This is a genomic window from Microbacterium sp. NPDC055521 (genome assembly GCF_053619695.1).
The window spans coordinates 55,794-68,072 of the sequence record NZ_JBSHJX010000004.1 but is presented as its reverse complement, the minus strand read 5'-3'; the positions used below and the strand labels follow the sequence as shown (position 1 = coordinate 68,072).

Annotated in this window: 13 protein-coding genes; 4 read left to right on the top strand and 9 right to left on the bottom strand. The window is 70.3% G+C overall.

Translation table 11 applies throughout. From position 1 onward, the window contains the following. Window positions 1-12 precede the first annotated feature (12 nt). From ACWGSM_RS05525 to ACWGSM_RS05515, 3 genes are all read right to left on the bottom strand, one after another. Entirely contained in the window at window positions 13-504 is a 492-nt protein-coding gene (locus tag ACWGSM_RS05525) for a hypothetical protein (RefSeq protein WP_452321958.1), read from the bottom strand. 15 nt (window positions 505-519) lie between these two features. Further along, window positions 520-1,767 (bottom strand): ABC transporter, encoded by a 1,248-nt coding sequence (locus ACWGSM_RS05520; protein WP_452321957.1) that lies wholly within the window; start codon window positions 1,765-1,767, stop codon window positions 520-522. A gap of 126 nt (window positions 1,768-1,893) precedes the next feature. Next, the gene (locus ACWGSM_RS05515) at window positions 1,894-2,052 is read right to left on the bottom strand and encodes a hypothetical protein (protein WP_452321956.1); all 159 of its coding nucleotides are present in this window, start codon (window positions 2,050-2,052) and stop codon (window positions 1,894-1,896) included. A gap of 208 nt (window positions 2,053-2,260) precedes the next feature. Here ACWGSM_RS05515 and ACWGSM_RS05510 point away from each other — a divergent pair, with 208 nt between their 5' ends. The 3 genes from ACWGSM_RS05510 to ACWGSM_RS05500 all read left to right on the top strand — a co-directional run bounded on the left by ACWGSM_RS05510 (window position 2,261) and on the right by ACWGSM_RS05500 (window position 5,021). Continuing rightward, complete coding sequence (locus ACWGSM_RS05510; protein ID WP_452321955.1) at window positions 2,261-3,661, top strand: protein kinase domain-containing protein; 1,401 nt, start codon at window positions 2,261-2,263, stop codon at window positions 3,659-3,661. Window positions 3,662-3,706: 45 nt separating this feature from the next. Beyond that, window positions 3,707-4,195 carry a YajQ family cyclic di-GMP-binding protein gene (locus tag ACWGSM_RS05505; protein ID WP_271639493.1) on the top strand — a complete coding sequence of 163 codons (489 nt, stop codon included), beginning with the start codon at window positions 3,707-3,709 and terminating at the stop codon, window positions 4,193-4,195. 181 nt (window positions 4,196-4,376) lie between these two features. Continuing rightward, window positions 4,377-5,021: a GntR family transcriptional regulator gene (locus ACWGSM_RS05500; protein ID WP_452321954.1), complete on the top strand. Its 645-nt coding sequence runs from the start codon at window positions 4,377-4,379 to the stop codon at window positions 5,019-5,021. On the opposite strand, the gene ACWGSM_RS05495 is transcribed toward ACWGSM_RS05500, so the two are convergent. The 5 genes from ACWGSM_RS05495 to ACWGSM_RS05475 all read right to left on the bottom strand — a co-directional run bounded on the left by ACWGSM_RS05495 (window position 5,014) and on the right by ACWGSM_RS05475 (window position 10,568). Further along, entirely contained in the window at window positions 5,014-6,009 is a 996-nt protein-coding gene (locus ACWGSM_RS05495; RefSeq protein ID WP_452321953.1) for an alpha/beta hydrolase, read from the bottom strand. The genes ACWGSM_RS05500 and ACWGSM_RS05495 overlap by 8 nt on opposite strands. A 26-nt stretch (window positions 6,010-6,035) precedes the next feature. Continuing rightward, window positions 6,036-7,409 carry an FAD-dependent oxidoreductase gene (locus tag ACWGSM_RS05490; protein ID WP_452321952.1) on the bottom strand — a complete coding sequence of 458 codons (1,374 nt, stop codon included), beginning with the start codon at window positions 7,407-7,409 and terminating at the stop codon, window positions 6,036-6,038. Window positions 7,410-7,422: 13 nt separating this feature from the next. Continuing rightward, complete coding sequence (locus ACWGSM_RS05485) at window positions 7,423-8,484, bottom strand: polyprenyl synthetase family protein (RefSeq protein WP_452321951.1); 1,062 nt, start codon at window positions 8,482-8,484, stop codon at window positions 7,423-7,425. Window positions 8,485-8,542: 58 nt separating this feature from the next. Then, the gene (locus ACWGSM_RS05480) at window positions 8,543-9,811 is read right to left on the bottom strand and encodes an isochorismate synthase (RefSeq protein ID WP_452321950.1); all 1,269 of its coding nucleotides are present in this window, start codon (window positions 9,809-9,811) and stop codon (window positions 8,543-8,545) included. A 202-nt stretch (window positions 9,812-10,013) separates the two neighbouring features. Continuing rightward, window positions 10,014-10,568 carry a DUF402 domain-containing protein gene (locus tag ACWGSM_RS05475; RefSeq protein ID WP_452321949.1) on the bottom strand — a complete coding sequence of 185 codons (555 nt, stop codon included), beginning with the start codon at window positions 10,566-10,568 and terminating at the stop codon, window positions 10,014-10,016. A gap of 134 nt (window positions 10,569-10,702) precedes the next feature. Here ACWGSM_RS05475 and ubiE point away from each other — a divergent pair, with 134 nt between their 5' ends. Then, window positions 10,703-11,416, top strand: coding sequence for a bifunctional demethylmenaquinone methyltransferase/2-methoxy-6-polyprenyl-1,4-benzoquinol methylase UbiE (gene ubiE, locus ACWGSM_RS05470; RefSeq protein WP_452321948.1), 714 nt, complete (start codon window positions 10,703-10,705; stop codon window positions 11,414-11,416). 8 nt (window positions 11,417-11,424) lie between these two features. On the opposite strand, the gene ACWGSM_RS05465 is transcribed toward ubiE, so the two are convergent. Then, on the bottom strand, window positions 11,425-12,279 hold the full coding sequence (locus ACWGSM_RS05465; protein WP_452321947.1) for a polyphosphate kinase 2 family protein: 855 nt from the start codon (window positions 12,277-12,279) through the stop codon (window positions 11,425-11,427).

The window sequence follows — 12,279 nt, the reverse complement described above, 5'->3', positions numbered from 1 at the left end:
CGTCTTCCGGGGTCACTCCGAGTCGCTGCGCTCCCACGGCCACCGCGGGGTGCCCGAGCGTGAGCGCCGCAGCGCGACGGCGATCCACCCGGCGATCAGGGCGACGACGATGATGACGAGACTCGATCCGCGCACGACGATCTGCGAGGCGGCGGCGGATGCGTGGGCGAGTCCGGAACCGCCGGCCATGGCCGACAGCCACACGGCGGCGAGATGCATGAGCGCCGTGGCCAGCGCCACGAGCACCATCGCTCCGTACGGGGGAAGCGGCCGGCGCAGCACCGACGCCAGCAGCAGCGCGAACACGGCGATCGCGACGGCCATGCCCGCGACCCCCGGCCAGAGGGTGAGCCCCTCGACGGAGATGATGTCGACGTCGGCGAAGTACGACAGCATCCCGAGTCCGAGAATGGCGAAGGCGCCGAAGCAGACCGTGCCCACCACTCCGGCGAGAAATGCAGAGACCCCCTCCGGCACGGGGCCGTGGGGGTCTCTGAGGGTCATGCCGTCAGACTACGCTCATCGCAGCGCGGCGGGGCCTGCTTCGAGCGTGCGCTCGTACTCCGCCTGCGCCTCCGCGTTGAGCACCTTCTTCCTGGCCCCGCTTCGCGCGACCCAGGCGCCGAACCAGATCGTGAGCTCGCGGGCGAAGATGAACGACGCGATGGCGAGCGGCGCGAGCACCTGCTCGTTCACCAGTTCGAGGGACTCGGTCGCGGTCACCCGCCAGAACGGTGCCTGGAACAGCTGCCCGAGGATGTAGCCGCCGTAGGTCGCGATGGCCACGAACACGCCGAAGATGACCCACTTGCCCCAGCGCGCACGATTGATGAAGGCGCCGAGCAGCCAGAACGAGAGGAAGAACACGACCACCGGAACCCAGAACGCCCAGGTCGTCAGCGGCTCGAGCGCGGACGTGCCGATGTTCTCGACGCTCACGTCGCCGCGCAGGGCCCCGAAGCCGAGCATCGCCGCGAGATAGAGGACGGCGAACGCGACCGCCGCCACCAGGCCGATGGCGCCCGCGGTGCCGCGGTTGCCCAGCTCGCGGGGCGGCTCGGGCGCCTGCACGAAGATCGGCTGCGGCGCGGCGGGAGGTGCGACCGGCTCTGCCGGGACGACCCGCGTCTCGGCATCCGATGAGGAGGTCGCGTAGGCGTCGTCGGCGACGGTGTGGTGGTGAACGCGGTCGGCGTCGATCACCCGAGTCGCGTCGGGGTCGTGGTTCTCGGTCGGAGAGACGGATGCCGTGGTGTCGCGCAGCTCGCTGCTGGCGACTGCAGCGCGGTGCTCGTCGACATGGTGCTCGTCTACCCCGGCCTCGTCAAGGCGGTGCTCGTCAAGGCGGTGCTCGTCTGCACGGTGCTCGTCGACCCCGGCCTCGTCGACGCGCTGCTCGTCGACACGGTGCTCGTCGACTCCGGCCACGTCGGCGCGAGGCGCATCCGCACGGTCGACGTCCGCGGCAGCGGAACGCGAGGCGAAGGGTCCGTCATCGCGGCGCGCAGCGTCATAGCCGCGGGCCTCGGTCGAGCGCTCGAAGCCTTCGCGCGACTCGACGTGCTCAGCGGCACCGAAGGTGCCGGGGTGATCGCGTTCCGCGGCGGCGAACGCCTCCATGTCGGGGTCGGCGGGCGTCGCCGCAGCATCCGTGCTCGGCACACCCGCGCGTGCAGCGGCAGCGGCGTCGAGTCCCTCGTTGGCGCTGCCGACGACGTCGTCGACGTCGTCGTGCTGCTCGTTCTTCGGAACCTCGGGGTCACTCATGGGTTCGCCTCTCGTCGTAGATGCACCCCGAGGCTAACTCCCCGCACGTTTCACACCGCGAAGGCGTGCCGATGTGTTGGTGATGTCCGGTTGCGCGGCCAGGCGCTCGGCGCAGCCCCGGGCGCATCAGCGGGGCACTGTGCCGTCGATCAGCTGACCCACCAGGTAGAGCAGTCCGGGCCCCGCCGGCAGCGACAGCCACACCAGGGCGCCCACGATTCCCGCGCACAGGAAGCCGACGATCCACGTGATCGCCAGGTTGCGCCCTCCGACCCGTGCTGCCATGCCCTCACCGTATGCCGAGGACGGGCCCGAGACGAGCATCCCTCGCCGCGCGCTCCCGGCTCCGCTGACTGCCGCAGGAGGCGGGGATGCCGCTCCCCGCCCGTTGCACGTTCAGACACCGTCGTCAAGGCGCAAGACGGCCGCGCGCGCGGCGCCTAGCGTGAGCAGGGTCACGGCGCCCGAGTCGTGACGGATTGCGGAGTTGCCGATGGACACGATCGACGATGAGGCCACCGCTCCCCTCCTCGACGGGCGGTACCGACTCGACGGATGCGTGGGCAGGGGCGGCACCGCGATGGTCTATCGCGCCCACGACATGCTGCTGCGGCGCACCGTCGCGATCAAGCTGCTGCGCGCTGACGACGAGATGCCGCTGGAATCCGAGCGGGTGCACAGTGAGACGGCGCTGCTGGCATCCCTCTCGCATCCCTCGCTCGTCGCCCTCTACGACGCCAAGCTCGATCTGCCCCACCCCCGCTATCTGGTGATGGAGTTCATCGACGGCCCGACGCTCGCCACGCATCTCACGCGGGGTCCGCTCAGCGGTCGCGAGGCGGCCGCGATCGGTCGCGACCTCGCCGACGCACTGCGGGTCGTGCACCAGCGCGACATCGTGCACCGCGACGTGAAGCCGTCGAACGTACTCCTCGCGCGTGCCGACGGCGACGCAGGCTGGAATGCCAAGCTCACCGACTTCGGTATCGCCTTCCACCCCGACGAGGCGAGGCGCACCTCACCGGGGATCGCGATCGGCACAGCCGCGTACATGGCGCCCGAGCAGGTACGGGCTGATCCGATCACGCCTGCCGCCGACATCTACTCGCTCGGCCTGGTGCTGCTCGAGTCGCTCACCGGCGAGCCCGCCTTCCCGCGCACCCGCGACGTGCAGACCGCGCTCGCCCGGCTGGTCAGCGAACCGAGCATCCCGGACCAGCTCGGCACCGAGTGGGTGCACCTGCTGCGCCGGATGACCCACAGCGAGCCCGACCAGCGCCCGACGGCGGCCGAGGTCGTGCACGAGGTGTCGATGATGTCGGCGGATGCCCGTGACGACACGACCGGAGTGCCGCACGATGTCACCGGAACGACCAAGGCGCTGCCGGCGGTCTCCATCGCCACTCCGGTGGCGCCGAAGATCGCGTCGGCGACGACTCCCGACGTTCAGGAGCGTCGGCCCCTGCGTCGTCGGACGATGGGCGCGTTCGCCGCTGCTGCCGCGGCGGCGGTCGTGCTCGCGGGCGGGTGGATGGCCTGGCCGGCGGGCTCGCCGACGCCGACGATCACCCCCGCGCAGGTCGCGGAGACGCCCGCTGCTCCGGATGCCGATCAGCCGGTCACCACGCCGATCGCCGAGACACCTGTCGAACCGGTGCAGCAGGCCGAGCCCGACCAGTCCGAGGTGCAGACCGCGGGCAGCACGACGGCGGACAACGCGACGGCGGACAACCCGAGCGGCAACCCGAATGCCGGCCCGGGGAACGACTCGGGAAGCTCGCCCGAGACGAACTCAGGCAAGGCCGCCGGCAAGAGCGACTCTGCTCACGGCCAGCGCGGCGGCAAGGGCGACGGCAAGGGGAACGGCAAGGGGAACGGCAAGAAAGACAAGTGATGCAGGCCCTCCAGCCTGTGCAACCGACGCTCTATGGTGGTAGTCATGGCTGACTCTTCGTTCGACATCGTCTCCAAGGTTGACCACCAGGAGGCGGACAACGCTCTCAACCAGGCGCGCAAGGAGATCGAGCAGCGCTACGACTTCAAGGGCACCGGCGCCTCGATCTCGTGGAGCGGCGAGCAGATCGTGATCGTCGCCAACTCCGAGGAGCGCGTGAACGCCGTGCTCGACGTGTTCCAGTCGAAGCTGATCAAGCGCGGCATCTCGCTGAAGAGCCTCGAATCGGGTGAGCCGGTCGCGAGCGGCAAGGAGTACCGCCTGACCTCGAGCCTCAAGGACGGCATCTCGAGCGAGAACGCGAAGAAGATCGGCAAGATCATCCGCGACGAGGGCCCGAAGGGCGTGAAGAGCCAGATCCAGGGCGACGAGCTGCGCGTGCAGTCGAAGAGCCGCGACGACCTGCAGTCCGTGATCGCGCTGCTCAAGGGCAGCGACCTCGACATCGACCTGCAGTTCATCAACTACCGCTGACGTCGGGCGCCGCCGGCGCGCGGCATCCGGACTTCTGGATTTCTCCCGCCTGACCTCGACCGTTCGGCGGCATCGAACTGGCGTCACGACGGTGCCGTGTCGCACCCCTGGGTAGAATGCCGGTGTATGGGTTGTATGGGGCAACCCGGGGGACGCCGTCAGGCGTATTGGGGAGAGACATATGGTCGACGTCCAACGACCGCAGAGAGCGGATCTCGCGGCGAAGAAGCAGCTGCTCGCCGAAGGGCTGTTCCACCTGATCGGTGAGCGGATCGTCAGCGGCGAGCTCGCTCCGGGAGCGCGGATCCGCGACAGCGAGCTGGCCGTCGAGCTGTCGGTGTCGCGCACCCCGGTGCGCGAGGCGCTGCAGCGGCTGGAGCGGATGGGGATGGTCACGATGTACCCGAGCAGGTACACCGAGGTCTCATCGATCACGTCCGATCAGGTCGAGACGGCGCACGTCTTCGCCGGGCTGCAGGCAAGCATCACCGCGCGCCTCGCCTGCCCGCTCCTGACACCGGGCGAGGTGAAGGCGGTCTGTCGACTCACTCGCGCCGTGGCCGCCGATGTGTCGGACACCGCCGCGACCGCGAGCGCGCGCCGTGCTCTGTTCGAGTATCTGGCCGCGCGCTCGGGCAACGCGCTGCAGCAGGCGCTGATCGACGAGGTCGCCCTCGCGCTCGCCCGCGCCCTGAAGACGCACGAGGTGCCCGTCGAGCGACGTCCGTCGGTGATCACCGCGTGCGCCGATCTGGAGGACGCGTTCCGACGCGGCGATGCGGATGCCGCAGAGCGGGCATGCCGGCAGATGTACTGGATCACCTGACGGAGGTGAGCGCCCAGCCGCGCGCCCAGCGGTCGAGGCGCGCGTACGCCTCGGTGCGCACATCACGGCGCGACAGGAAGACGTCGTGCAGCGCGCCATCGAGCCGCTCGACGGTCACCGAGCGACCGAGCTTGAGAGCGGCTCGGGCGATGTCCTCCACGACGAGCACGCTGTCGGCCGAGGTCAGCTCGTCCGACCATCGCGTGGGCAGGGCTGATCGCGCCGAGAGCAGCACGCAGATCGGCACCTCGATGTCGAGCCCCCGTGACACGGCGGCGTGCCCGGCGAGCACCGCGCTCAGCCAGGCGGCGTGCACGGTCATCGCCTGCTCCGGCCGCCATTCGGGGTTCACGTCGACCGGATCGTCGGGGTCGGCCACCTCACGCTGCGCCCGCGTGTAGAAACCGAGGTCGACCTGCGGGGCCGCGTCCATCGGACGCAGCCGCGCCTGCAGCTCGACCATCGGGGTGATCGCCGCCCGCGCCGCACCGAGCTGGAATTCCAGCCACGGGGCGTTGAGCACCACCGCGTCGACCTTTCCCGGATGCCGCGAAGCCCAGAGACTGAGAATCAGCCCGCCGGTGGAGTGGCCGAGCAGCACGAGACGCCGCCCCCCGGCATCCCCCCTGGCCGTCAGCGCCGCCGCGATGTCGGCGTCGTACTCCGCGAGATCTGTCACGTATCCCGGTGTCTGGCCCGGCCGCAGGCTGCGGCCGTACTTGCGCAGGTCGAGTGCGAAGAACCGCGCACCGCGATCGGTCCAGAATCGGGCGAGCCGCTTCTGGAAGAAGTAGTCCGACCAGCCGTGCACGTAGAGCACGTCGACGTCGGCGAGCGGTCGATGATCGCCCCCCGGCCGCCACCACGGGACGGGGTCCGGCAGCGCCCGCACGACGGTCGCGACGATCTGGCCCTCGACGTCGTCTCCCAGCGGCAGCGTGAGCTGCTGGAAGCCCTCACCGAGGACATCGGGAACCCACTCGGCCATGCCTTCAACCTAGCGGGCGCGCGAGCTCACTCCCCGCGCGAGACGCGCACCATCTCGTCGCGAGGCACGAGCTTCACGCGAGCACGCTCGTGCGGGACGCCGAGCTCGATCTCGTGCGCATCCAGACGGTGCCAGCCGTCGAGGTCGGTCCAGGCGACGCCACGCTCGGCGAGCAGCGCCGGAATGGCCTCGTCGGACGGATCCTCCGGCTGCCACCACGAGCCCTGGTCGTTGATGAGGTGGCGCACGGTCTCCATGGCATCCGACTTGGTGTGGCCGATCAGGCCGACCGGACCGCGCTTGATCCAGCCGGTGGCGTAGATGCCGGGCACCCGCTGGTTCGACTTCGTCTCGAGCACCTGCCCCTCGCGGTTCGGGATCACGCCGTGCTTCTTGTCGAACGGCACACCGGGCAGCGGCGAGCCGAAGTAGCCGATCGCGCGGTACAGAGCCTGCATCGGCACCTCGCGCAGCTCGCCGGTGCCGACTGCGCCGCCGGCGCCGTCGGACTTCGTGCGCTCGTAGACGAGCGCCGCGACGCGGCCGTTCTCGTCCTTCTTCACCTCGACGGGGCGGGCCCAGAAGTGCAGGTGCAGGCGGCGGGACGCCGCGCCGCCTGAGTTGTTCGCCGAGTCGAGCTTGCGCCACGACTGCATGACGCGATCCATCACCATGACCTGCTTGTTGCTGGTGACGGCCTGACGCGACGCTTCGTCGTAGTCGAAGTCCTCGTCGTACACGACCATGTCGACGTCGCGCAGCTCTCCGAGCTCGCGCAGCTCGAGGGGGGTGAACTTCACCTGCGCGGGGCCGCGACGGCCGAACACGTGCACGTCGGTGATGCGGCTGGCCTTCAAGCCCTGGTAGACGTTGTCGGGCACCTCGGTGACCAGCAGGTCATCGGCGTGCTTGGCGAGCATGCGCGCGACGTCGAGCGCGACGTTGCCGTTGCCGATGACGCCGACCGACTCGGCATCCAGACTCCACTCGCGGGGGACATCCGGATGCCCGTCGAACCAGCTCACGTACTCCGCGGCGCCGAACGAGTGGTCGGCGTCGATGCCGGGGATGTCGAGCGACGAGTCGCGCACGGCGCCGGTGGCGAAGATCACGGCGTTGTAGTGGCGCTTGAGGTCGTCGATCGTGATGTCGGTGCCGAAGCGCACGTTGCCGAACAGGCGGATGTCGCCGCGGTCGAGCACGTCGCGCAGCGCCGTGATGATGCCCTTGATGCGCGGATGATCGGGGGCGACGCCGTAGCGGACCAGACCGTAGGGTGCGGGCAGCTGCTCGAACAGGTCGATGGAGACATCGAACCTGCGCTCTGCCTTGAGCAGGAGGTCGGCGGCGTAGATGCCTGCCGGTCCCGCCCCGACGATGGCCAGCTTGAGCTTCGTCATAGGGTTCCTTCCGTCAGCTGCTGCGATCAGCGAGTGTCTCCGCGAAGCGGGTCAGCGCGTCGCGCACGGTGCCCTTGGGCAGCGGCGCGAGCGCGGCGACGGCGTCGGCCGTCCACGTGCGGGCGAGAGTCAGAGTCCGGGTGGTGGCGTCATTGTCACGCAGCGCGGCGAGCGGTGCGTCGAGCACCGAGGGGTCCGCGCCCTCGGCGATGCGCGCCACACCCTCATCGATGCGGCGTGCGAGGTCGACGTCGTCGGGGGAGGTACTCGTCTTCAGCAGCAGCGACGGCATCGTCGGCACACCGGCGCGCAGGTCGGTGCCGGGCACCTTGCCGGTCTCCTCGGCGTCGGCCGACAGGTCGATCACGTCGTCGAGCAGCTGGAACGCCACCCCCACCTTCTCGCCGTAGACGCGCAGCGGCTCTTCGAACTCGGCCGGCGCGTTCGAGAAGATCGCACCGCCCTGCGTCGCCGCGGCGATCAGCGAGCCGGTCTTGTCGGCCAGCACCTGGATGTAGAAGTCGATCGGGTCGTCGTCGGGCTGCGCCCCCACCGTCTCGCGCAGCTGGCCGAGCACGAGCCGCTCGAACGTGTCGGCCTGCAGGCGCATCGCACGGTCGCCGTACCGGGCCATGATCTGGCTCGCGCGCGAGAACAGGATGTCGCCGGTGAGGATGGCGACGTTGTTGCCCCACACGGCGTGCGCTGCGGGCACGCCACGACGGGTGTCGGCGCCGTCCATGACGTCGTCGTGGTACAGCGAGCCGAGGTGCGTGAGCTCGAGCGCCTTGGCGACGTCGATCACCGCTGGCGTGCCACCGTCGCCGAGTTGAGCGGTGAGCAGGGTGAGCACCGGCCGGATGCGCTTGCCGCCGGCCTCGTAGAGGTAGCGAGCTGCGGCATCCGCGATGGAGTCCGCGACCTTGACCTCTTCGGCGATCCCCGCCTCGACCAGGTCGAGACCGGCCTCGATGCGCGAGGCGACCCGGCGCGCGCCGGGGCCGAGGAAGATGCGGTCGCTGAAGCCGAGTCGGCTCGCCAGTCGCGTGCCCGGGGTCGCGGGGCCTGAAGTCACGTACTCAACCCTACCTTCGCGACAGGGAGTGACGGCACGGCGGGCGCGCAGAAGACGATCACGCGAGCGCGTCGACGAGCGGTCGGAATTTCACGCGTGTCTCGAGCAGCTCCGACTCCGGTTCGCTGCCCGCGACGATGCCCGCACCGGCGTACGCCGTGACCCGCCTCGCACCGGATGCCGTGCGGGGTGCCTCACCGAACTGGGCGCAGCGCAGCGCGATCGCCCACTCGCCGTCCCCGGCGGCGTCGATCCACCCGACCGGTCCGGCGTAGCGCCCCCGATCGAACGGCTCGATGCGGCGGATCGCGGCGATCGCGGCATCCGTCGGCGTGCCCGCGACCGCGGCGGTGGGATGCATCGCCCCGACCAGATCGAGCGACGACGCGCCGTCGCTGAGGCGCCCCGCCACGTCGGTCGCGAGGTGGAAGAGATTGGGCAGCTCGAGAACGAACGGCTCGGTGTCGGCATCGAGCGTGCCGGTGTGCGGATCGAGCGCGGCGAGAACGCTCTGCACCGCGTACCGGTGCTCGTCGAGGTCTTTGCCGCTGCCGGCGAGCGCGGCGGACGCCGCGTGATCCTCCGACGGATCGGCCCCCCGCGCCGCCGTACCCGCCAGCACGCGCGCCGTGACCACTCGCTCGTGCGACGTGACCAGCGTCTCGGGGCTCGCGCCGATGAGACCGTCGACGGCGAACGTCCACGTGTCGGGATACCCGGTCGACAGCGCGCGCACGAGGCGGCGCAGGTCGGCGTCGCCGGGCACCGTGCCGGTCAGATCGCGGGCGAGCACGACCTTGCTGTAGTCGCCCGCGGCGATCTCGTCGAGCGCACGGCGCACGGCATCCTGATACCCCTGCGGCGTCTGCGCGCCCGGGCCGACGCGGCCTGCCCAGTGCGGGCCGAAGACGACCGGGTCGGGAGTCGGAGCGAAATCCGCGTCGGATGCCGGACGGATGCGGGTGACCCAGCTGCGTCCGTCGCGCAGCCCGATCACCGTCTGCGGCACGAGCAGCACGCTGTCGGATGACGAGTCCTCGTCGAAGACCAGCGCACCGAAGCCGACGAGCCCGGTGCCCGGGAGGCGCACCTGATCATCGATGTCGGCGCGGGCGGTGATCTCACGCCAGGTGTCGGCGATGACGTCGCTGCGCAGCCGTCCGGCGCCCGCCGGGACGCGGACGGCGGCGGCGATCCCGGCGCCTGCGGCCACGATCCCCTCGCCACGACGAAGCCAGGCCAGGGGCCGGACGGCGGAGGTGTGTGCCAGCAGATCCCCGACGGGTGGGATCTCGCGGGTCTCGGCGACCAGGCGGATGCTGCTCACCCGTACAGCCTATCCGTCGCGCGCGGCGGCGGCGTTCGGGGCGGCGCGACGCGTCGGACGTGATGTTCTCCGGGGGGGGTTACCTTTCGGGGGCCGACACTCCACATGTCGGCCGGATCCCCGCATCCCGTCCGACATCTGGAGTGTTGGCCCCCGGTTCGTATCGGGCGGGCGGCAGGCGGGGGGGGGCCTGTGGCGGGCGTCAGCGGTCGAGGCCGAAGGCGTTGAGGCGGTCGATCCACGGGTCGGCGGTGGCGTCGTCGAACGGGGCCAGCTGCGCGCGCACCTGCTGCTCGAGTTCGAGGGCGCGGGCCTCGAGGTGGGTCACGACCTCGACCGGGTAGCCGTACCGGATGCTGTGCTCGGCCCACTCGTCGCGGTCGTCGACATAGGTGCCCTGCGCGTTGAGGCGGCGCACCACGTCGAGGTCCATGTCGATCGCCGTCGACGGGAGGAGATCGTCGCGCCAGCGCACGTCCCACGCCAGGTCGATGTAGACCCGCAGGTCGCGGGGGTGCCCGCGGTGCACCGTGAGGGCGAAGTCGCTGTGATCGCGGGGCACGAGTGTGACGTTCGGCGACTCGGCGATGAAATCGGCACCGGGTCGGTGGCTGCGCCAGCCGATCGGCTGCCCGACCCAGTCTCCCCACCCGTCGGCGCCCAGGTAGACGACGTGGTTGTTCCAGTGCGGCGAGCCGTCCCACTTGCGCCAGGCCATGACCATCGGTGTTCCCGGTTCGGGGCGGTTCGCACTCACCCGGCGAGTCTATGCCGCACCGCCGCGCACGGATGTCGGCCCGGAACACACATGTCGGCGGCTTCCGGGCATCCGGACCGACATCCGTCCAGGCGACCGACATCCGTGCATCCGACCGCGCCTAGGATCGAAGCATGGAGCCGAACCGCGCCGATCTCGGCAAGAACCCGTCCCGTGTCAGCGGCATGTTCGACCAGGTCGCGAAGGGGTACGACCGCACGAACACGGTCATGACCCTCGGCAACGACGCGCTGTGGCGGGCGGCGACGACCCGCGCGGTCGCGCCGAAGCGCGGCGAGCGGATCCTCGATCTGGCCGCCGGCACGGCATCCTCCTCCGCCTCCCTCGCCGCGAGCGGAGCGCACGTCGTCGCCGCCGACTTCTCCCCCGGCATGCTGGCGGAGGGCCGGCGCAGGCACGGGCACCTGCACAACATCACCTTCGCCGAGGCGGATGCCACGGATCTGCCGTTCAGCGACGAGGAGTTCGACGCTGTCACCATGTCGTACGGGCTGCGCAACGTGCAGGATCCGAAGAAGGCGCTGCGCGAGCTGCTGCGCGTCACCAAGCCAGGCGGGCGCATGGTGATCAACGAGTTCTCGACCCCTCCCGGCCGGTTCTTCCGCGGGTTCTACAACTTCTACAACGCGCAGGTGCTGCCGAAGGTCGCGCGTCTCGCCGGCACCAACGGCGACGCCTACGACTACCTGAACGAGTCGATCCGCGACTGGCCCGACCAGCGCACACTGGCGGCGTGGATCCGCGAGACGGGCTGGACGGATGTCGAGTACCGCAACCTCTCATTCGGCATCGTCGCGCTGCACCGCGCTCGCAAGCCCCAGGCCTGACCTCGCTCTCAGCTGGCCGCGAGGCGCTTCTTCTCCGCCTCGACGTCGAAGTCGGCAGCCGGCCACTGCGGGTCGATGTCCTCCATGGCGTCGATGAGAAGCTCCTGCACGGCCAGGCGCGCGTACCACTTGTGGTTCGCCGGCACGACGTACCAGGGCGCATCCGGCGTCGAGGTGCGGTCGAACACGGTCTGGTAGGCATCCATGTAGTCGTGCCAGCGCATCCGCTCGTCCACGTCACCGGGGTTGTACTTCCAGTGTTTGTCAGGCCGGTGCAGCCGCTGCATCAGCCGATCCTTCTGCTCGTCGGGTGAGATGTGCAGCATGACCTTGACGATGCGGGTTCCGGATGCCTCGATGCGGCGCTCGAAGTCGACGATCGCGCCGTAACGGCGTTCGATCTCGGCCTCGTCGGCGAGACCGCGCACGCGGCCGATCAGCACATCCTCGTAGTGCGAGCGATCGAAGACGCCGATCATGCCCGGCCGGGGCAGGCGCTTCTCGATGCGCCAGAGGAAGTCGTGGGCGAGCTCCTCTTCGGTGGGCGCTTTGAACGCCGCGACGTCCACGCCCTGCGGGTCGACACCGCCGACGACGTGCCGGACGATCCCGCCTTTGCCCGCGGTGTCCATCGCCTGCAGCACGAGCAGCACCGCGTCATGGCCGGCTCCCACGTGACTGGCCGCGAACAGCCGCTCCTGCAGTTCGTCGAGGCGCTGCTCGCGCTCCTCGAGCAGCGCGGTGCCGCTGCCCTTGCCGCCGTCGAAGCCAGGGTGCGCGTCGGCGTCGACGTCGGCGAGCGAGAAGCCCTCGCGCACTCGGAGCAGTTCTGCCGGTTCGGTCGTCCACGCGTGCGTCGCCAT